The sequence below is a fragment of the Pseudoalteromonas sp. KS88 genome, from assembly GCF_004766475.1.
Lineage (GTDB): Bacteria > Pseudomonadota > Gammaproteobacteria > Enterobacterales > Alteromonadaceae > Pseudoalteromonas.
On sequence record NZ_PYHV01000011.1, the window covers coordinates 93,707 to 114,726 of the forward strand.

The window sequence follows — 21,020 nt, forward strand, 5'->3', positions numbered from 1 at the left end:
GTGAGGGTTTTATGAAATTACTGATTTGTACATCTTTGATACTATTATTGAGTGCCTGTAGTCACACACCGCAAGGCTCAAATGTTCAAGTGGGCTCTAGGCCCTATTATCTTATTAACAAGATGCCAGCAAGTGAGTTAAAAACACAACTGCAAGCATGCAGCGAAGGCCCTTTTTACAAAACAGACTTTTCCATTGGTCATCGTGGTGCACCGATGCAATACCCTGAACATACTAAAGAGTCTTATGTCGCAGCAGCGCGAATGGGCGCGGGTGTTTTAGAGTGCGATGTAGCTTTTACCAAAGATAAAGAACTGGTGTGTCGCCACTCTCAATGTGATTTACATACCACCACTAATATTTTAGCCGTGCCGGAACTAGCCGCAAAATGCACCGTGCCATTTCAGCCTGCAAAGAGCGGCCAACCAGCTCAAGTAAAATGCTGTACCAGTGATATTACCCTCGCTGAGTTTTTAACACTGAAAGGTAAAATGGACGGCGCCAATAACCAAGCCACCACAATCGCTGAGTATTTGAATGGTACGCCTAGTTGGCGCACTGATTTATACGCAAGTAATGGCACACTAATGAGCCATAAACAAAGCATTGCCCTATTCAAGCAGCTGGGCGTAAAAATGACCCCAGAGCTAAAATCACCGCAAGTACCAATGCCGTTTAATGGCTTTACGCAAGCCCAGTATGCGCAAAAAGTGCTGGATGAATACGCAGAACAAAATGTGCCGAGTGAACATGTTTTTCCCCAGTCATTTAATCTTGATGACGTAAAGTATTGGATAAACAATAATCCTGAATTTGCAAATAACAGCGTGTACTTGGATGGTCGCGACGAAACAACTAATTTTGACCCAAACAACCCTGCTACTTGGCAACCAAGTATGACTGAGCTCTATAATGACGGCATACGTATTCTTGCTCCACCGATTTGGATGCTATTAACTGTTGATAACAACAAACAGATTGCGCCATCCCTTTACGCTACTTCCGCTAAAGCCGCAGGACTTAAACTTATAGCATGGAGCCTCGAACGCTCTGGCCCACTTGATAACGGTGGTGGCTATTACTATCAATCAATAAAACATGCAATTAATAACGATGGCGATATGATGAAGGTGGTTGATGTATTAGCTCAAGATGTGGGCGTAATAGCTATATTTTCAGATTGGCCTGCAACGGTGAGTTATTATGCCAGTTGTATGAATATGGCAAACAGTGAGTAATGCGTAATGCTTTGCTATGATAAGCTAATTTTCCCTCTAAAGGCGCATTATGATTATTCAGCATCAAAGCCATGATATCGAAACAGCAACAGGTACTATGCGTACTAGTGTTTATCGCCCTCAAGCCGATGGTAAGTTTCCGGCAATCATTTTTTACTCTGAGATTTTCCAACAAACTGCCCCAATTGCACGCAGCGCTGCACTTTTAGCAGGTCACGGCTTTGTGGTATTAGTGCCAGAAGTGTTTCATGAGTTAAACCCTTTAGGAACTGTGCTTGCATACGACGATGAAGGTAAAGACAAAGGCAACGCTGATAAATGGGCAAAGCCACTTGAATCTCATGACAGTGACACCCAAGCGTTAATCGATTTTGCGCAAACACAAGATTATTGTACTGGCTCTGTGGGCGCTATGGGTGTCTGTATTGGTGGGCATTTAGCTTATAGAGCTGCACTAAACCCAGCAATTAAAGCAGCCTTTTGCTTATATGCTACCGATATTCACAGCGATACCCTACCAGCAGCGACAGGCAATAATTCGTTCGAACGTATGGCTGACATTCAAGGTGAAATTCACTTTATTTGGGGTAAGCAAGACCCGCATGTGCCACAGGAAGGCCGCAATAAAATCTACCAACAAGCAGTGGCTACTAATATCAACTATCAATGGCAAGAAGTGAATGCACAACACGCTTTTATGCGCGACGAAGGGGCGCGTTACGACCCTGCTCTTGCAATTGCGATGTATCAGCAAGCGGTGGCATTATTTAGTCGTATTTTGTATACCTAAACCACCTCAAGATGCGAGTTTCAGTTGGAATTAAAAGCGATTTAGGCAAGGCATTGATTGCAAGTAATAGTGGTTCTATTGTTAAAATCAATAACGCAGTATAAATCGCTTTTAAACCAACCCGTTGGGCGTTCCACAGAGACTTACTCTCATCGTTGTTACTTCTTAAAAGGGACTGCCATTCTTGCAAAGTAACGCCTTGATATTAAGCCCCTGTGAAACGCTGAATTCTGCATCTTGAGGTGGCTTGGGTATACTTATTTTAAGCAATCGGCTACTGCGTTAGTTACTTTTAAGCATACCCAAAGCGGTGTGCTTTTTTACAAAGTAATTTTTAAGGTAATCAATAAAGAGGCGTAACTTCTTAGACCCTGCACCGCCGGGCGGAAATACGCCATAAAGCTCTATATCTTTGCTTTTATAATCATCTAACACTATCTCTAATAAACCAGCTTGTACTTTAGGCCAAGCATCATAAAGAGGAATTCGTCCAATGCCGTGCCCAGCTTCAACAAACGCGGTACGTGCTGCGGCATTATTGGTACTTAACCCTCCTTGCATAATTACACTGTATTTTTTGCCGTCTTTTTGTAATGTCAGTGTTTTGCTCCCGAGCTGATACACCACCCATTTATGTGCTTTTAGTTGCTCCGGCGTTTTAGGCTTACCAAAGTGAGCAAAGTAATCTGGCGAGCCACAAATACACGTGCTCATTACAGTCAGCTTGGTTGCCTGTAGGTTTGAATCATCAAGAGCCACGCCTCGTATAGCAAAATCAAACCCACCTTTAATAATATCAATAACTTCATCGCTTAACTGTAAGTCGATATCGATTTTTGGGTATTGGCGTTTAAAGTCATTAATAGCCGGTACTATCAGTTGCATGCCAACATTTACGGGGCAGCTTATTTTTAATAATCCCTGAGGCTCATTTTTAATGTTTTCTATTTGTAAGTTTGCAGCATTCGCTTGCTCTGTAATAACCCGGCAACGCTCATAATAGGCAATCCCCGCTTCTGTTAATGCCATGGTCCGTGTCGAGCGATTTAGCAAACTCACTTCGAGTTGAGTTTCGAGTTTTTTTAAATGATAGCTCGCCACAGCGCGGGTTAAACCTAACTGTTTTGCCGCAGCCGTTAAGCTGCCTTGCTCAACAATTTGTGCAAAAACCACCATACTTTTTAATTGTTCAAACGAAACTTTCATAGTCACTCCAACTTTAAACTCATTTATACCCAAACTACCTCAAAATGCGAGCGTCGTTGGAATTAAAAGCGATTTAGGCAAGGCATTGATTGCAAGTAATAGTGGTTCTATTGTTAAAATCAATAACGCAGTATAAATCGCTTTTAAACCAACCCTTTGGGCGTTCCACAGAGACTTACTCTCATCGTTGTTACTTCTTAAAAGGGACTGCCATTCTTGCAAAGTAACGCCTTGATATTAAGCCCCTGTGAAACGCTGAATTCTGCATCTTGAGGTGGTTTGGGTATACTGTATCAATTTTTAAATCAATAAAGTTAAATTTATCATCGTTGTTTAAGCTCACCCTCGCGCATATAGTAATTAACAGATTAAAATTCATTTCATCAGAAGGAATATCGTTATGGCTAAAAAAATACTTATGGTTCTTACTTCACATGCTGATTTAGGCAATACAGGTGAAAAAACAGGGTTTTGGGTAGAAGAATTCGCAGCCCCTTATTATGCCTTTATCGATGCGGGTGCAGAAGTAACCTTGGCATCACCTGAAGGTGGTCAGCCACCTATTGATCCGACAAGTACACTAGCCGACTTTGAAACGGATGCCACTAAACGTTATGACAACGACAGTGCAGCAAAAATATTGATGGCTAACACCCAAATTTTAAGCGAAGTAAACGCCAGCGATTTTGATGCAGTATTTTACCCAGGCGGCCATGGCCCGCTATGGGATTTAGTTGATAACGCTGACTCAATTAACTTAATTGAGAACTTTATTCAGCAGCAAAAACCTGTTGCCGCGGTTTGCCATGCGAGCGCTGCATTTTTAAATATTAAAGATACAGACGGTAATGCATTAGTTGCAGGTAAAAAAGTAACAGGCTTTAGTAATACAGAAGAAGCAGCAGTACAACTTACTGACATTGTGCCATTTCTAGTCGAAGACGAGCTAATTAAAAAAGGTGGCGATTATCAAAAAACGGATGATTGGGGTGTACTTGCACTAGAAGACGGCCTTGTGATCACAGGTCAAAACCCAGCAAGTTCTGAGCTGGCCGCTAAGAAGCTATTAACCAAATTAGGTTAACTATTCATTTTAAAGCCTTGCTCTAATGCAAGGCTTTTCAATACAACCTTAAGCTAGGTATACTCAGGTAAATGTTATTTTAATTAAGTTTATCTATGCCAAGCAATAGCAACTCATCTCGCATTCCCCCTCTGAGCAGTAAGCGCTTTACCCTCATCGGCATTATTTTACTGTGTACTGTATTACAAGTTGTTAATAGCTTGCCTGGTATAAACCTAAATGGTTTAGGTATATACCCACGCAGCCTTAGTGGTTTGACTGGAATCTTTTTCGCCCCCTTCTTACATGGTGGTTGGGCACACTTAATAAGTAATTTAATTCCCTTTGCAGTACTTGGCTGGTTAGTTTGCCAATACAGTATTAAGCGATTTTGGTTGGTGTTTATTTTTACAGCCTTAGGCGGTGGTTTGCTGGTTTGGTTATTTGGCCGTGGCAATATTCATGTTGGGCTAAGTGGCGTATTGTATGGCTTATGGGGCTTTTTAATTTGCTATGGTCTTATGCTTCGCTCCTTCAAAGCAATTGTTATTAGCGTTGTCGTGGTATTTTTGTATAGTGGATTTATCTGGGGTGTGCTGCCTCAACGTCCTCATGTTTCGTTCGAAAGTCACCTCTTTGGTGCCATAGCAGGTGTGTTAATCGGCTACTACTTAGCGAAAAAAGATAAAGTGTCTTTAACCTTTAAACGCTAACGCTCTAAGTAACTAAAATGGTAGCAGCCAATACTGCTACCAAAAATGACTATTGCACACGCCCTGCTGATTTAAAATACCATGGCTTTGCCACGCCCTGAAGCCTCTGAAGCAGCCTGCAACTTACCCTCTTTCTCAATCACAACATGCATATCACCAAAGCGGCGCTCATTTAATGTGTAACCCATTTTTTCAAGTGCGCTGATAACATCAGTAGCTAAACCGCTGTGATGGCGAATCACATTTTTAGGCCATAGCTGGTGATGAAATCGAGGGCTATTTACAACATCATCAGCACTCATATTAAATTCAACCATATTTAAAATCGATTCATACACTGAGCTAATGATCGTCGTTCCACCAGGTGAGCCTGTAACCATTTTGACTTTATTGTTTTTAAGTAAGATTGTTGGCGTCATCGAGCTAAGCATACGTTTATGTGGCTGAATTTCGTTTGCTTTACCTCCAAGCGCGCCAAACACATTCATTACCCCTGGCTTGGCGCTAAAGTCATCCATTTCATCGTTAAGTAAAAAGCCTGCACCAGCAACCACTACTCCACTGCCAAAGCTTAAGTTAATCGTTGTGGTGTTAGACACTGCATTGCCAAATTTATCAACGATTGAAAAATGAGTCGTTTGTTCGCTTTCATGTAAGCCTGGTTTAATGCTCTCAGTGGTTGATATTTTATTAGCCTCAATCGTGCCAACACGTGCTTTCAAGTACTTTGTCGCTATTAGTTCACGTTTTGGCACTTCAAAAAAATCAGGATCACCCAAGTACTCTGCTCTATCTGCAAAAACACGTTTACCTATTTCAGCCAGTAAATGAATATATGCGGTTGAATTATGCTCAAAACCAATGTCTGGCTTAGTCAGCTCATACATTTTTAACCATTGTAAAATTGCAATACCACCAGAGCTTGGCGGCGGAGACGTTAATACTTCATAGCCATTCCAGCTGGCTTTAATAGGAGTACGTGATTTTGCTTGATAGCCTTTTAAATCTGCTTGGGTAATTATACCGCCATGTTGCGCCATAAAATCGGCGATGATTTTAGCGGTTTCACCTTCATAAAACCCGGCTTTACCCTTATCGCGAATGCGCTTTAGGGTAGCTGCGAGCTCTGGTTGTTTAAAGTTTTTGTTTGCTTTAGCGTTGGCAAAGTAATCAGCAAAATTGATTGAGACATCTTTTTTAGCCATACGAGCAATGTAGCGCTCAATACTACTAGCAAGCTTTGGATGGACAATAAAGCCATGCTCGGCCAACTTAACCGCAGGGTCAACTAAGCTTTGCCAATCAAGTGTGCCGTGTTTTTTATGAGCAAGCCACATACCTGCAACACTGCCAGGCACACCGCTGGCATGAATACCATACACAGAACGATTCTTAATAACATTGCCTTGCTCATCTAGATACATATCGCGATGTGCTGCGCTTGGAGCTGTTTCACGATAATCAATAAAGTCACTTGAGCCCTCTTTATGTATCAGCATAAAACCACCGCCACCTATGTTTCCGGCTTCGGGTAAGGTCACCGCAAGCACAAACTGCGCGGCGATTGCAGCATCAACGGCATTGCCACCTTGCTCTAGTATTGCTCGAGCAGCATCGCTGCTATAGCTATCAGGCATAGCAACTGCAGCCTGGTTCGTTTTTTCTACTGCGAAAAGTGTCAAATTAAGTTGTATTACAATAAAACTAAAAAGCACTAGATACTTGGCACTTACAAACATAGGTCACTCCTTTTATTAACTACTGTTTTTATTATTTATCCATGCTGCACTAATTTTAGGCAAACCACAATTAAACCCTTTTTTGATATAGCACAGCCGGTAACTCACCTTGTTCATCAACATGGGTATAATCTTTAATAAATGTCATTGCTAGTTTTCCCATAACTTTAATTGAAGCCAGATTGTCTTTTAACGCTGTAGCACTAATAGCATGCACTTGGGGTTTTAGAGCAATTAAGTTAGCAATTGCAATAGCCGCTTCACTAGCATACCCCTTACCCCAGCTCGAGCGTTTAAAGCGCCAACCAATTTCAATGTCATTATAATTAGGCGATTCAGTAAAAAAGTCCATCGGCCTTACAAGCACCCAGCCAATGAATTCATTTTGTTGTGTAATATTAACCTGCCATAACCCCCACCCCATCTCAACATTACGATACGCTTGCATACGGGGAATAAATACGTCCTTTATCGTTTGCATGGAGGTAACTTTACCGCGCGATAAATACTTCATCACTTGAGGGTCGCTGTCTAATTCAAATAATAGCGGTGCATCATGTTCATCCATTAATTTGAAATCTAGCCTTGTTGTTCGAGGTACATTCATATTATCCCCTGTATATTATTACTGACTTTAACACTACCTATTTTGACTATAATGACTTTACTTAACAATGTAGTTAATAGAAACAAAATAATTTAATAGAGAACAAATATGAAAAAATTAGCCAGTTTAGTTTTAGTAAGTTCAGTTTTACTGTTTGGTTGTGAAGATGCTAAGGAAGTTAAAGAAGACGCTGCCGAAGCGAAAGCTGAAATGAAAAAAGCGCTTGATGATGCCTGGAATGAAGTTAAAGAGTCGACCAATGAGTTTAAAGGGGATTCATTGAATGAGTTACTCAACGAAAGTAAAAAGCTTGGCCTAGATATGTTTGATGACGGCAAAGAAATTGCCCTCGATGCATGGCTAGAAAGTAAAGAAGCCGCAGGCGAGTTAACTGAAAAGACTAAACAAAAGGCACAAGAACTTGCCGATGAACTAAAAGAAGCGCGTGAAAAACGCGAGCAAGAAAAAAACAACTAGCTGCCAGCCAGCAACTTTTTGTAAGCACTGTTTGATAATAAGAAGGGTAAGGCTTTAAACCTTACCCTTCTTATTTAAAGGCGCTTAATTAAAGCTCAAAATCTTTTTTAAACTTAATACCAAACTCACTGCGGTCGTTACTACGCATAACACCCACGAAACCAGATTGCTGTAAACGGCCTACATCATAAACTTCATTAAGTACATTTTCACCGTATAAGGTTACTTCCATATCGCCATAGGCATTCAAATATGAAATATTAAACCCAACCAGTTCACGCGAGTCAATTTGCTCGCTTTGATTATAAACTGACTGGCCTTGCATATCACTGCGATAAGAGTAGTTGGCGTTTAACGCAACCGTAGCGCCATTGTCTAAGTCAATGAAGTAAGAAGGCGCAACCATCACAGTCCAACGCGGTGTAAGTGCAGGCGAATCGCCTTTGCCAATACCTTGTACACCTTCATCTACTTTAGTGATTTCAGAGTCTAAATAACCCACAGCACTGCGAATTGTAAAATCATCTGTTACTGCAACAGTAGTCTCTAACTCTATACCTTGAGCTTTAGATTGACCTGCATTCTCAACAATAGTTACAAAACCACCACCGGCAGTAGGGTCAGAAAACGGTAACGCCAAGTCAGTATAGTCAGTAACAAATACTGCTAGCATCATAGATACATCTTCATGAACTTGGCCTTTTAAGCCCAACTCATAGTTAATGGCTTTTGTCTCATCAAACGATACAAACTGATCAGGACCACCAAATGGGCGTGGTGGGAAACCACCCGTTTGATACCCTTTTTGAACTTGACCATACACATTCAAACCATTATCTAAACGGTAAGATGCGTTTACATCCCATGTTATGGCATCAAAGTCAGCTGAGACAAATTTACGCTCAGGGAAACTTGGGAATAAAGCATTGGCTTCTTTTTCATCTTTTGAGTAGCGCAAACCACCACCAACGCTCAGCGCGTCAGAAAGGTCATAGCTGGCGTTAATATACGCTGCGTATGAATTAGTTTCTTGGTTTACATCAAAATAACCATAGTCACCAAATGAAGGGGTTACACCATCATTTAACAAACCATTAGGTGTGTTCCATGGACTAAATACAAATGGGCCTGAGCTTGTGAACCCGTCCTCATTAAAGTAATAAAGACCCGATACGAAGTCCATATCAGCAAATGTGCCATTTAGTTGGATTTCAAATGAATATTGATCTGCACCACCTTCTTCAGGGAATTCAGATAAATTAAGTGCAACAGCATCATCATCTAGCCCACCTTCGTATTCTGATGTGCGGTAGCTTGAAATAAATTTAGCTGTGTACTCGTTATTAATATCCCATTGCGCAGAGACTGATGTTCCCCAACCAGAATAAGAAGTAGATTCAATGCCTGCTACAGTCGTAGCTAAGTCATCAGGGTCTTTTGGCAGCATATCAGCTGTAAGAAGTGGGAAATCACCGTTACCAGGGTTAGAAGCATCTAACGGCGTTGTAAGCTCAATTGTATAAGGTGATTGTCCTGACTCATTATCAACGGCATCTAATGAGACTACCAGTGAAAAATCTGTAGTTGGTTGCCATTTAATCGCAACACGACCACTGGTTTCCTGTTCTTCGCCAATTTCTTTTTCTGGATTAGCTAAGTTAATCGCCTTACCTACGCCATCACGTTGTTTGTAAGATGCACTAGCTGACATACTAAGCTCATCTGTCAACGAGTTATTAAAATATACATCGCCAGCTATACGTCCACGAGAACCTACTTTAGCAGTCGTCGTTGCAATGCCTTCATCACCTGGTTGTTTAGTTATAATGTTAACAGCCCCACCAAGTGTATTACGGCCATACAATGTCCCTTGTGGTCCACGTAACACTTCTACACGCTCAATATTTGGCAATGACAAGTTAGAGCCCATTTGACGGCCTAAGTAAACGCCATCAAGGTATACACCTACACCAGGATCAGTAGTGATGATGTGATCTTGCAAACCAATACCGCGAATAAATACCGATGCATGAGCAGCATTACCTACCCCATAGCGCGTAATATTTAAATTGGGTACGTATTTACCAATATCTTCTAAGTTGCTCATATTAGCTTTATCAATCAAATTTTCACCGATTGATGTAACGGCTGTTGGAGACTCAAAAATGCTTTCTGTGCGCTTACGAGCTGTGACTTCTATTTTTTCAAAAGCATCCTGCTTTGCAGTGGTTTTTTCATCTTGTGCGTAACTAGGTGCAGCAAAAGCCGTAAGCATGGCAATACTTAACTGAGATAGGTGGCGTATTTTCAATGTATTCTCCAAAGGGTACCGTGTGTGGAAGTGCCTAGTAAATTTCAGGCATAAAAAAAGACACTTAATTAAGTATCTTACCTCTGGAGGGGTATTATATTTCACTTTTGTGAAAAATGGTATAATTAACGCAGCTAAGCTGAATTAATTTAAAAACCTATATCAAAAAATTCTTATAAGCAAAATATCTTACCTATTTAAGGCATTTGACTTTCTTTTTGGTTTTTCATCGCTAACTTGCTCTTTTACGACTAAAATGTCTTTGAAATCAACCTATCTTTAAATACTTAGGATACACAATGAAAAAACTTCCTATTGCTATTGCACTATGTGGTGCTCTTACATCAGCAGCTTCTTTTGCGGAGGTGCGCATCAACGGTTTTGCCTCAATTGTTGGTGGTAAAACAATGGATGATGATGCGACCCTATATGGGTATGATAATGACATCTCCTTTAAAAATGAGAGCGTATTTGCACTTCAGCTATCTGCTGACTTGCAAGACAAACTAAGCGCAACAGCGCAAATTGTCGCCCGTGGCGAAAATGACTTTGATGCTGAGTTCGAATGGGCTTATTTAACATACGAATTTACCGATGAGCTGCAACTCAGTGCAGGTAAAATGCGCGTGCCCTTTTATCGTTATTCGGATTTCTTAGATGTAGGTTACGCCTATCGTTGGATTAGGCCACCGCAGTCTGTTTATAACATTCCTTTTTCAACATACGAAGGCTTAAGTCTGTTACATACCTCAACTCTGGGTGATTGGGATTCTACAGTACAAGCTATTTATGGTGGCTATGATGGCACCATTGCAGTTGTATCTGTTAATGGTGATACTGAACTTAACGACATTGCTGGTATCAACTGGACCCTAAGTTATGACTGGTTCAGTGCACGCGCAGCATACTTTGTTGCAGATACATCTATTGCTATTGAAAATGATACTGATACTGGCATAGCCCTTAATAATTTAGAGCAAACCTTGCGTGGTGCAGGCTTCGCTGAGCAAGCAAATGATATTGCTATTGATGAAGACAATGGTTCATTCTTTGCGATTGGTTTCTCTGTTGATTATAACGATATTTTATTTGATGCCGAATACACTGAGTTTGAAGTAGATAACAGCGCATTAGCTAAACAAACTCAATACTACACCTCTGTAGGTTATCGCATGGATGAGTGGACTGTTCACTTCACTTATGAAAATAACGATGATGAACATGATAGCAGCCGCTACAATGCCCTCACTGCTGTTCCTCCTTTGAATCAAGGTATTAACCAAGTACTAGAAGGATCAAAAGCGAAAAGTAACGTATACACAATTGGCACGCGTTATAACTTCCATCCATCAGCTGCATTCAAAGTAGATTTCAGCCGCTTTAAAGACGATATCACTGATACAGAGACCGATGTTGTTGCCGTTGCTGTCGATTTGATATTTTAATTGGAGTTTATGATGAGAAAATTATTTTTAGCCACAGCATTAACTGTTTGCTCATTAAACACGTTTGCGGAAGTTGCAGTGATCGTAAACCCTGCAAATTCAAATCAACTGGATGCAAATGCCATTAAAAAGATCTACCTAGGTAAAAGTAAATCTTTCGATGACGGGGTAAAAGTGAACCCAGTTAATCAGGATGGCAATAGCGTTGCAGATGAATTTAACGATAAAGTGGTCGGTAAGTCCGGTAGCCAATTAAATGCGTATTGGTCAAAGTTGGTATTTACAGGCAAAGGCACACCGCCAGAAAAGCTAAGCAACGATCAAGCTGTTATTGATTTTGTCAGTAGCAACACCGATGCCATAGGCTATATTGATAGCGCAAAAATCACTGATAACGTAAAAGTTGTCGGTAAATTTTAAATAACGTTACCCTATCAAAAAACCACCTAGGCTTAGGTGGTTTTTTATTATTACACTGATAAATTTTTATGCCAGGTTTAGTTTATTCCACCTTAAACTTCGCTGTAGCATCAAGTAAGTTATCTGACAAATAATGAAGGTTCTTGGCAACATCTCTCACTGCTGCTAATGACTGCATTGTGTCTTCGAAAGACATATGCATATTCGACACATTATCAACTACCATTGCCGCTACTGAAGTTTGCTCCTCTGTTGCAGCTGCAATTTGCGAGTTCATACCATTAATTTCGAGTATTTGTTCTGCTATTTTTTCAATTGATATACCCGTATTTTTTGCTGCGGTAGCATTATTTGTTGCCATATCTCTCGCTGAGGTCATGGCATTGACCGACTCGTTTGCAGCGCTAGTTAAGGTATTAAGTAGCTCACGTATTTCGTTGGTTGATTTAGCAGTTCGTGATGCAAGCTCTCGTACTTCATCTGCTACAACCGCAAAACCACGACCTTGTTCTCCAGCTCGAGCTGCCTCAATAGCCGCATTTAGAGCGAGTAAATTAGTTTGCTCTGCAATGGCCGTTATAACATTTAAAATTTGAGTCACATTTTTTGTATCATCAGCTAACTTATTGATGGTAGTCGCCGCGTGATTGATTTCATTACTAAGTGTTTGAGATTCTGAAACCGCCGTTTGAATTTGGCTCCGGCTTTGATCGACTTCTTGCTCTGCTGTTTGCGCAGCACGAGATGCACTAGCCGCAGATTGAGAAATATCACCCACGCTCTGTTTCATTTCTTCCATTGATTGTTTAACGACTTCAGCATCAGAAGCCTGCTTGCTTGTAGCTCTTTCGGCTTGCTCCATCCCTTGCACTAAACGCGTAGAGTTTTCCATTAGCGGTTCACACACAGACATTACATCTAACACTGAACCTCTTAAAAGGGTAATAAAGGAGTTGAAATTAATTGCAACTTGCCCTATCTCATCCTCTGAGCGCACAGTTAACTGTGTGCTTAAAGAACCTTTACCTTCACCTAATAACCTTAAGTTATCTGCTGCGTCACTGGCAGCTGCACCAATGCCTCGTGCAATCCAAACTGCCATGAGTAATAACAGTGATAAAGATACTAAAGACACAACTAGCATTAAAGTCAGCGCTTTATCAGAACGCGCTTTGGTATTTTTCACTAACTCGAAAAAACGGTCATCTGCACGCTCTTGGGCGTTTTTAAAGCTCTTAAGTACTGAAGTGTAGATCTGGGTTTTAGTCTGAGCTTGTTGCTGTATTTTACTAAAGTCAGCAGTTCCATCGATCATACCATTGGCTATTTGCGATGAAATTTTTGAATAGTTACCTAACTGGTCACGCACTTTACTATCGATATAGTTATTACTTATCGCCGTAATTTTATCGATATTGCTCATTAATTTTTCATAGGTGTCGCTGGCTTTATCAACTAATTCTTGTTCACCAAAAGTAACTGCCTGGGTGTATAACTCATCAAGTTTTTCTAGCAACACAACATTTGAAGAGGTTAGCTTAACAACTTGGTAAGATGTTTTTTCCAACTCATCTAATGACCCGCGGTTGTCATCCATGGCAACGTAATTTATCAATACAATCACCACAAATGCTATAACCGCAATACTGGTGATAGCATGGATTTTTTTTGTGATACTGATATTTTGAAAAGACATGCTTGACGCCATTCGTAGTACCTTAATTATTTTAACTAAAAGTAATATCGGCTATAGAGCCTAATTCATTAGCTATATTTTTAATTTATATAGCTTTTTAATTATATTTTCTGCTTTCAATAATGCTTATCCACAATAAGCTATCCTGTATCAGATAACCGTGCTCAAACTTGCCATGAATAAGTTTTTATTATTAGTAAACACATTAGCTTATAGTTCGGCATTAAGCAAAAATTGACTTGTTTGCTACGAGTTCATTGCTAATCATTTTAGGCAAATATAGAACCAGTCGATTTCTACTAAACCACTTATTGAGTAGAAATCGAGTCAATGAACTAACTTGGTTTAATAGAGGCACTCTTAGAATATACTTTTCAAGAGGTGGAGCTTAGCTATAAATATATAGGAGATAAAACATTGTATTGAAGCGGATGTCCAAATACTTAATCTTAAAACAAAAAAACCAGTAACATCGCTGTTACTGGTTTTATAATATGGTGCGGTTGGGGGGACTTGAACCCCCACGCCCTAAAGCACTACCCCCTCAAGGTAGCGTGTCTACCAATTCCACCACAACCGCATTTTTAAAGTTTTCACTTTATTTGTTAAACTCTTTGATTTACTTGAGGCTTGTAAATCGTTTAACTCAAATTTTATTACTTAATTAGGTACGTCAGATTTTTCATTAGTAGAAGTCACTGGAACGTCATCTTCTACAGGAGTAACAGTCTCAACTACAGGAGCTGCTTCTAAGTTTTCCCACTCATCACTTTTCTTGATTTGATTCGCAGTCAGATTACCTAGGACAATACTTAAAACAAAGAATATTGTTGCTAAAGCAGTCGTTGTTTTAGTCATAAAGTTACCTGCGCCTGAAGAACCGAAAACAGTTCCTGATGCGCCTGAACCAAATGACGAGCCCATATCTGCGCCTTTACCTTGTTGAATTAAAACCATACCAACAAGCGCTATCGCTATAACTAAATAAACTACTAATAAAATTTCGTACATCTTATACGGTCCTTTTTGCACTCTCACAGATCGCAGTAAATGAATCTGCTTTTAAACTAGCACCGCCTATTAAGCCGCCGTCTATATCTGATTGTGCAAATAATAATTCGCTATTTTTTTCATTTACACTGCCACCATAAAGGATGGTCAGCCCTTGTGCTAAATCGCTATTTAAATCAGCAATTTTATCACGGATAAATTTGTGCACATGCTGTGCTTGTTCAGGCGATGCAGTCTTACCTGTGCCAATGGCCCAAACGGGCTCGTATGCTACCACAGAATCTTTCAGTGCTGCTAGACCTAATTCATTAATTACCGCATCAATTTGTGCAGCAACTACCTGTTCAGTTTGTCCTTGCTCACGTTGCTGTTCACTTTCACCTACACAAAGAATAGGTGTTAACCCAACCTGCTGTGCACGAGCAAACTTTTTAGCAACAGTGCTATTGCTTTCACCAAATATACTTCGGCGCTCAGAGTGACCAACCAATGTGTGACTAGCACCTAAATCTTTAACTAACTGAGCATCAACTTCACCGGTAAATGCACCTGGTTGATTTTCAGAAACTGTTTGCGAACCTGTTGCTATACCACTTGCTACTAGCTGTGAGATCAACGGGTAAGGTGGAAATATTACAACATCTAAATCGGTTGATTCTACGTTTTTGATTGCACTAGATAACTGTTCAACAAGTTCTAAAGAACCGTTCATTTTCCAGTTTCCAGCTACCATCGGCTTGCGTAATGCCATTTTTCCACTCCAGATTAGAAAGCGGGCGAGATAGTAACTCGACTCGCCCAAAGTTACAAGAGGTTATTGTTCTTAATCAGTTTGTTTGCTCATAGATTCGACAACATCCGCTATTTTACGAGCACTATCAAGCACCATTTTCTCTTCTTCAGCTTCAACCATAACGCGAACCACAGGTTCAGTACCTGATTTACGCAATAATACACGGCCTTTGTCTGCTAATTTAGCCTCAACCTCAGTAACTGCAGCGATAACTTCTGGTGCTTGCGTTGGATCAGTGCCTGCTTTGTAGCGTACATTGATCATTTTCATTGGGTACTTAGTAAACCCTGCACCTAAATCTTTTAAAGTGCGGTTTTGCGCAACCATGGCAGCAAGTACTTGCAGGCTTGAAATAATACCATCGCCCGTACTAATAAGATCTAGATTAAGTACATGGCCAGAACTTTCGCCACCGATTTTCCAACCTTTTTTCTGTAGTAATTCCATTACATAGCGGTCGCCAACTTTACTTCTTTCAAAATCAATGCCTTTGGCTTTTAATGCATTTTCAAGGCCCATGTTTGACATCACAGTACCAACAACCCCGCCACCGAGCATATCGTCTTGCGCTGCCTGGCATGCAATAATATATACAATGTCATCACCATCAAAAACACGTCCATTGTGGTCAACCATCATGACACGGTCACCATCTCCATCGTAGGCTATACCTACATCGGCATTATGCTCTAGGACTTTACGTTTGAGCGCATCAACATGTGTTGCACCACACTCTAAATTGATATTTACACCATTTGGTTCACACGCATGGCAAATAATATCAGCACCTAACTCGCGCATAACTGAAGGGGCGATATGGTATGTTGCGCCATTGGCACAATCTAGAACAATTTTTAAGCCCTCAAGAGATAATCCTTGTGGGAACTGACTTTTGCAAAACTCAATGTAACGTCCATCAGCACTTTCTAAACGCTTGGCTTTACCTAACTTGTCTGATGCAACACATGTCATAGGCTCATCAAGCATTGCTTCTATTTGAAGTTCAACATCGTCACCTAATTTTAAGCCTCGCCCACAGAAAAACTTGATACCGTTATCGTGGTATGGGTTGTGAGAAGCACTAATTACAATACCCGCTTCAGCGCGAAATGTTTGCGCTAGATAGGCAACAGCCGGTGTTGGCATAGGCCCTAGTAAAACCACATCGATACCTGCCGCAATCAAGCCTGCTTCGAGCGATGTCTCAAGCATATAGCCCGAAATACGCGTATCTTTACCAATAATGACTTTTTTTGTGCCTTTTGCTGACAGTACACGTCCTGCAGCCCAGCCTAGTTTTAGTGCAAATTCAGGGGTGATCGGGTATTCTCCAACCATGCCTCTTACACCGTCTGTTCCAAAATATTTTCTATTACTCATTAGATAGTCCTTGTTCGCAAGCTTGCCATACAGCAAGCACATCTGCAGTTTCTTTTACATCATGTACACGGATAATTTTTGCGCCATTTTGCGCCGCGATCAGTGCGCCTGCCAAACTTCCAGCAAGCCGTTCATCAGTATTTCTATTTAACAAATTACCAATCATTGATTTACGAGATAGGCCAGCTAATACAGGTAAACCCAAATGATTAAATTCATCAAATCGTTTTAATAGTTCGTAGTTGTGAGCCAGGCTTTTACCAAAACCAAAACCTGGATCTAGGATAAGTTGCTGTGGCTTAATACCCGCTGTTTTACATGCATCAATGCGCTGCTTAAAAAAATGATTGATATCCGCAAATAAATCATTGTATTGCGGATTACTTTGCATAGTACGAGGCTGCCCTTGCATATGCATCAAGCAAATCGCTACATCTGCAAACTCGGCAGCTACGCTAAGCGCATCAGGCTCTTGTAAAGCCCGCACATCATTTATAATATCAGCCCCTGCATGTAATGCTTGGCGCATAACTTCACTTTTACTGGTATCAATTGAAATTATACAGTCACTAACCGTTGGTTCTGAGTGGGCTCTAATTGCGTTTATTGCGGGGATTACACGGTTTAACTCTTCTTCAAGCGTGACATCAGGTGCACCCGGACGGGTCGACTCACCACCAATGTCTATTATGGTAGCACCATCATTAAGGAGTGTTTGAGCTTGAATGACAGCGCTGTCTGTTTGGTAGTATGAACCACCATCTGAAAAGGAGTCAGGTGTAACATTTAAGATCCCCATAATGATTGGGGTGTCGAGGTGCAACTTACGACCCCGAGGTAAATTAACTGTGGTCATTTTTCACCTTCAATACATCCATTGCATTGATTATTTTCTTTTTGATACAAAAAACCCCGGTGGCCCGGGGTTTTTAGGTAAGCTATTTTAACTATTATTCAGCTTTGTCATCAAGGTTTGTTTCATCTTTTTGCGATGATTCTTGATCTTTATTCTCAGGTTCAGCTTTTACTTGAGCTGGCTCTGGCTTTTTATCTTCTGTATCACGTCTGTCATGCGCATCGCGAGGCTCGCGAACTGGTTGACGTGCCATTAAGTCATCGATTTGTTTTGCATCAATTGTTTCATATTTCATTAATGCATCTTTCATCGAATGTAAGATATCAATATTCTCTTTAAGAATATCTTCAGCGCGTTGATAGTTTCTATCAGAAAACAAACGTACTTCAGTATCAATTACTTTTGCAGTTTCATCCGACATGCTCATAGCACGGCCACCGCCGCCACCCATGTACATTTCATTCTGATCTTCAGAATATAATAACGGCCCTAGCTTTTCACTCAAGCCCCACTGCGTTACCATTTTACGCGCAATATCAGTTGCCCGTTCAATATCGTTACTTGCACCAGTAGTTACTTTATCTTCACCGTAAATAAGTGCTTCAGCAATACGTCCGCCATACAAACTTGAAATCATTGATTCGAGCAATTCTTTAGAATGGCTAACACGGTCTTGCTCTGGTAAGTACATAGTTACACCAAGGGCACGGCCACGAGGAATAATAGATACTTTATAAACAGGATCGTGTTCTGGCACTAAACGACCAACAATTGCGTGACCCGCTTCGTGATAAGCAGTCATCTCTTTTTCTTGCTCGCTCATCACCATGGTCTTGCGCTCTGCGCCCATCATGATTTTATCTTTTGCGGCATCAAATTCGGCCATGCTTACTACACGTTTGTTACCACGGGCAGCGTATAAAGCAGCTTCATTTACTAAGTTTGCTAAATCAGCACCTGAGAAACCTGGCGTCCCGCGGGCAATAACAGCCGCTTCAACGTTGTCGCCTAAAGGCACTTTACGCATGTGAACTTTTAAGATTTGTTCACGGCCACGGATATCAGGTAAACCAACAACAACCTGACGGTCAAAACGACCTGGGCGAAGTAATGCTGGATCAAGTACGTCTGGACGGTTAGTAGCAGCAATAACGATAATACCTTCATTACCTTCAAAGCCATCCATTTCTACTAGCATTTGGTTTAGGGTTTGCTCACGCTCGTCGTGACCGCCGCCCATTCCTGCACCACGCTTACGACCAACAGCGTCAATCTCATCAATGAAAATGATACATGGCGCCGCTTTTTTAGCTTGTTCAAACATGTCACGAACACGCGATGCACCAACACCAACAAACATTTCTACAAAGTCAGAACCTGAAATTGTAAAGAACGGAACTTTTGCTTCACCGGCAACCGCTTTAGCGAGCAATGTTTTACCCGTTCCTGGAGGGCCGACCATGAGTACACCCTTAGGGATACTGCCGCCTAACTTTTGAAACTTAGACGGATCACGTAAGAAATCCACCAGCTCGGTTACATCATCTTTCGCTTCATCACATCCGGCAACATCAGCGAATGTTGTTTTAACTTGATCTTCGCTCATCAAGCGTGCTTTGCTCTTGCCAAACGACATTGCGCCTTTACCGCCACCGCCTTGCATTTGACGCATGAAGAATATCCACACACCAATTAGCAGTAACATCGGGAACCAAGAAATTAAGATGCTTGCTAAGAAAGACTGCTCTTCCGGCTTAACACCTTTAACATTCACATCACTTTTTAATAAGTCATTTAAAATGTCTTTGTCATAAATAGGCATAATGGTTTGGAAGCGCTCACCATTAGTTTTAGTGCCGGTGATTGTGCCACTGGTACTTTCGATTGCCACTTCTTGTAAAGAACCATTTCTAGCATCTTTAACAAATTGAGTGTAACTAGTTTGACGATCTATTTGATCGCCACCATTAAAGCTCTGAAATACTGACATTAGCACAACAGCTATAACCAGCCAGAGTATTAGATTTTTCGCCATATCGCTCAAGGTGTTAACCTCTTGTATCCAATTAATTTAAATTCAACTTAACGCCAGACAACTGTACTACAGTTTGTAACCTGTCGCTACTATATATACTTCGCGAGATCGAGCACGTGAGGCGTCGGGTTTGCGTATCTTCACTGTTTTAAAACTATTACGTACATCTTGCAAATATTGATCAAACCCTTCACCTTGGAAAACTTTAACAATAAACGCACCGTTTTTCTTAAGTACTTGATGACACATATCCAGTGCAAGCTCTACGAGATACATGCTTCCTGCCTGGTCAACTGAGCTATTACCACTCATGTTCGGTGCCATATCAGAAAGTACTACATCTACATTTTTGCCACCAATACGATTTAATAACGCATCAAGGACTGCTTCCTCTCGAAAATCTCCTTGTAAAAAATCGACGCCTGCAAGAGAGTCCATAGGTAATATATCACACGCAACGACTTGGCCTTTAGTACCCACTTTATCTGCTAAATATTGTGACCAACTACCCGGTGCGGCACCTAAATCAACTACGGTCATTGCTGGGCGTAGTAATTTATCTTTATTTTGAATTTCATCAAGTTTAAAAATCGCACGAGAGCGCCAACCTTTCTTTTGAGCTTCGTGAACGTAAGGATCATCAAAATGTTCCTTCAACCATCGCTGTGAACTGGCTGAATGTTTTTTATTTGTCATAAATTAACACGCAACTAATTAGTAATATTCTCTAGATGGCGTTAGAATACCCTTAATTCAAGCCATATTCAGCAAAATTTGTAATAACATGAAATTATCGAACAAACAAAAGCAGTTTTTAAAAGGTCAAGCACATTCTCTTAAGCCCGTTGTACTTCTCGGTTCAAACGGCCTTACAGAAGGTGTAGTAGTGGAAATTCAAAGCGCTTTAGAAATTCACGAACTCATTAAAGTTAAAGTACCAACTGATGACCGCGAAACTAAAGCATTGATTTTTGAAGCAATTGTACGTGAAACCGGTGCAGAAAAACTGCAAACTATCGGCCATACAATTGTGTTATACCGTCAAAGCGAAGAGAAGAAAATTCAATTACCACGTAATTAATTTTTTCTTAGTGAAAAAAAACCAGCTTGTGCTGGTTTTTTTATGCTTATAATTTATTCAAAATAAAATTTGTAAATGAATGTGCATTCACTAGGGCGTGTTGACCTTTGTGGATTGAAATTTGTTCAATCTAGGGGTGATTTAATCGCGGCGCGAGGT

General features: G+C 40.7%; 19 protein-coding genes and 1 tRNA gene. 8 read left to right on the forward strand and 12 right to left on the reverse strand.

Going from position 1 to position 21,020, the window contains the following annotated elements; translation table 11 throughout:
• Positions 1–11 precede the first annotated feature (11 nt).
• Both C7Y70_RS07350 and C7Y70_RS07355 read left to right on the forward strand, forming a co-directional pair.
• Positions 12–1,238: a glycerophosphodiester phosphodiesterase family protein gene (locus C7Y70_RS07350; RefSeq protein ID WP_135474047.1), complete on the forward strand. Its 1,227-nt coding sequence runs from the start codon at positions 12–14 to the stop codon at positions 1,236–1,238.
• 49 nt (positions 1,239–1,287) lie between these two features.
• On the forward strand, positions 1,288–2,028 hold the full coding sequence (locus C7Y70_RS07355) for a dienelactone hydrolase family protein (protein ID WP_135474049.1): 741 nt from the start codon (positions 1,288–1,290) through the stop codon (positions 2,026–2,028).
• Between the two features lie 282 nt (positions 2,029–2,310).
• Here C7Y70_RS07355 and C7Y70_RS07365 read toward each other — a convergent pair whose 3' ends face one another.
• Positions 2,311–3,234: a LysR family transcriptional regulator gene (locus tag C7Y70_RS07365; RefSeq protein WP_135474053.1), complete on the reverse strand. Its 924-nt coding sequence runs from the start codon at positions 3,232–3,234 to the stop codon at positions 2,311–2,313.
• A 400-nt stretch (positions 3,235–3,634) separates the two neighbouring features.
• On the opposite strand from C7Y70_RS07365, the gene C7Y70_RS07370 reads away from it, so the two are divergent.
• Positions 3,635–4,318: a type 1 glutamine amidotransferase domain-containing protein gene (locus C7Y70_RS07370; RefSeq protein WP_135474055.1), complete on the forward strand. Its 684-nt coding sequence runs from the start codon at positions 3,635–3,637 to the stop codon at positions 4,316–4,318.
• A 95-nt stretch (positions 4,319–4,413) separates the two neighbouring features.
• Positions 4,414–5,010, forward strand: coding sequence for a rhomboid family intramembrane serine protease (locus C7Y70_RS07375; protein ID WP_099294488.1), 597 nt, complete (start codon positions 4,414–4,416; stop codon positions 5,008–5,010).
• A gap of 71 nt (positions 5,011–5,081) precedes the next feature.
• On the opposite strand, the gene ggt is transcribed toward C7Y70_RS07375, so the two are convergent.
• Both ggt and C7Y70_RS07385 read right to left on the reverse strand, forming a co-directional pair.
• Positions 5,082–6,749 (reverse strand): gamma-glutamyltransferase, encoded by a 1,668-nt coding sequence (ggt, locus tag C7Y70_RS07380; protein ID WP_135474057.1) that lies wholly within the window; start codon positions 6,747–6,749, stop codon positions 5,082–5,084.
• A gap of 70 nt (positions 6,750–6,819) precedes the next feature.
• Positions 6,820–7,356: a GNAT family N-acetyltransferase gene (locus tag C7Y70_RS07385; protein ID WP_135474059.1), complete on the reverse strand. Its 537-nt coding sequence runs from the start codon at positions 7,354–7,356 to the stop codon at positions 6,820–6,822.
• 108 nt (positions 7,357–7,464) lie between these two features.
• On the opposite strand from C7Y70_RS07385, the gene C7Y70_RS07390 reads away from it, so the two are divergent.
• Positions 7,465–7,833: a hypothetical protein gene (locus C7Y70_RS07390; RefSeq protein ID WP_135474061.1), complete on the forward strand. Its 369-nt coding sequence runs from the start codon at positions 7,465–7,467 to the stop codon at positions 7,831–7,833.
• A gap of 88 nt (positions 7,834–7,921) precedes the next feature.
• Here the strand turns inward: C7Y70_RS07390 and C7Y70_RS07395 are convergent, their stop codons facing one another.
• Positions 7,922–10,144, reverse strand: a complete 2,223-nt coding sequence (locus C7Y70_RS07395) for a TonB-dependent receptor (RefSeq protein WP_135474063.1) — start codon at positions 10,142–10,144, stop codon at positions 7,922–7,924.
• A gap of 299 nt (positions 10,145–10,443) precedes the next feature.
• On the opposite strand from C7Y70_RS07395, the gene C7Y70_RS07400 reads away from it, so the two are divergent.
• Together C7Y70_RS07400 and C7Y70_RS07405 are read left to right on the forward strand one after the other, a co-directional pair.
• Positions 10,444–11,589 (forward strand): porin, encoded by a 1,146-nt coding sequence (locus C7Y70_RS07400; RefSeq protein WP_135474065.1) that lies wholly within the window; start codon positions 10,444–10,446, stop codon positions 11,587–11,589.
• Positions 11,590–11,601: 12 nt separating this feature from the next.
• A complete protein-coding gene (locus tag C7Y70_RS07405; protein WP_099294476.1) occupies positions 11,602–12,009 on the forward strand; it encodes a phosphate ABC transporter substrate-binding protein in 408 nt (135 codons plus the stop codon).
• A gap of 82 nt (positions 12,010–12,091) precedes the next feature.
• Here the strand turns inward: C7Y70_RS07405 and C7Y70_RS07410 are convergent, their stop codons facing one another.
• The 8 genes from C7Y70_RS07410 to rlmE all read right to left on the reverse strand — a co-directional run bounded on the left by C7Y70_RS07410 (position 12,092) and on the right by rlmE (position 20,476).
• Positions 12,092–13,717, reverse strand: a complete 1,626-nt coding sequence (locus C7Y70_RS07410) for a HAMP domain-containing methyl-accepting chemotaxis protein (protein WP_099294474.1) — start codon at positions 13,715–13,717, stop codon at positions 12,092–12,094.
• 483 nt (positions 13,718–14,200) lie between these two features.
• Positions 14,201–14,285, reverse strand: a tRNA-Leu gene (locus C7Y70_RS07415).
• A gap of 80 nt (positions 14,286–14,365) precedes the next feature.
• The gene (secG, locus tag C7Y70_RS07420) at positions 14,366–14,716 is read right to left on the reverse strand and encodes a preprotein translocase subunit SecG (protein ID WP_135474067.1); all 351 of its coding nucleotides are present in this window, start codon (positions 14,714–14,716) and stop codon (positions 14,366–14,368) included.
• A 1-nt stretch (position 14,717) separates the two neighbouring features.
• On the reverse strand, positions 14,718–15,467 hold the full coding sequence (gene tpiA, locus C7Y70_RS07425; protein WP_135474071.1) for a triose-phosphate isomerase: 750 nt from the start codon (positions 15,465–15,467) through the stop codon (positions 14,718–14,720).
• 72 nt (positions 15,468–15,539) lie between these two features.
• Positions 15,540–16,889 (reverse strand): phosphoglucosamine mutase, encoded by a 1,350-nt coding sequence (glmM, locus tag C7Y70_RS07430; RefSeq protein ID WP_099294468.1) that lies wholly within the window; start codon positions 16,887–16,889, stop codon positions 15,540–15,542.
• Positions 16,882–17,745 (reverse strand): dihydropteroate synthase, encoded by an 864-nt coding sequence (gene folP, locus C7Y70_RS07435; protein ID WP_099294466.1) that lies wholly within the window; start codon positions 17,743–17,745, stop codon positions 16,882–16,884. The genes glmM and folP overlap by 8 nt, the downstream gene beginning before the upstream one ends.
• A 94-nt stretch (positions 17,746–17,839) precedes the next feature.
• Positions 17,840–19,780 (reverse strand): ATP-dependent zinc metalloprotease FtsH, encoded by a 1,941-nt coding sequence (gene ftsH, locus C7Y70_RS07440; protein WP_099294838.1) that lies wholly within the window; start codon positions 19,778–19,780, stop codon positions 17,840–17,842.
• Between the two features lie 66 nt (positions 19,781–19,846).
• Positions 19,847–20,476 carry a 23S rRNA (uridine(2552)-2'-O)-methyltransferase RlmE gene (rlmE, locus tag C7Y70_RS07445; RefSeq protein ID WP_099294464.1) on the reverse strand — a complete coding sequence of 210 codons (630 nt, stop codon included), beginning with the start codon at positions 20,474–20,476 and terminating at the stop codon, positions 19,847–19,849.
• Positions 20,477–20,564: 88 nt separating this feature from the next.
• Here rlmE and yhbY point away from each other — a divergent pair, with 88 nt between their 5' ends.
• On the forward strand, positions 20,565–20,861 hold the full coding sequence (yhbY, locus tag C7Y70_RS07450; protein WP_058559834.1) for a ribosome assembly RNA-binding protein YhbY: 297 nt from the start codon (positions 20,565–20,567) through the stop codon (positions 20,859–20,861).
• The last annotated feature ends 159 nt before the right edge of the window (positions 20,862–21,020 follow it).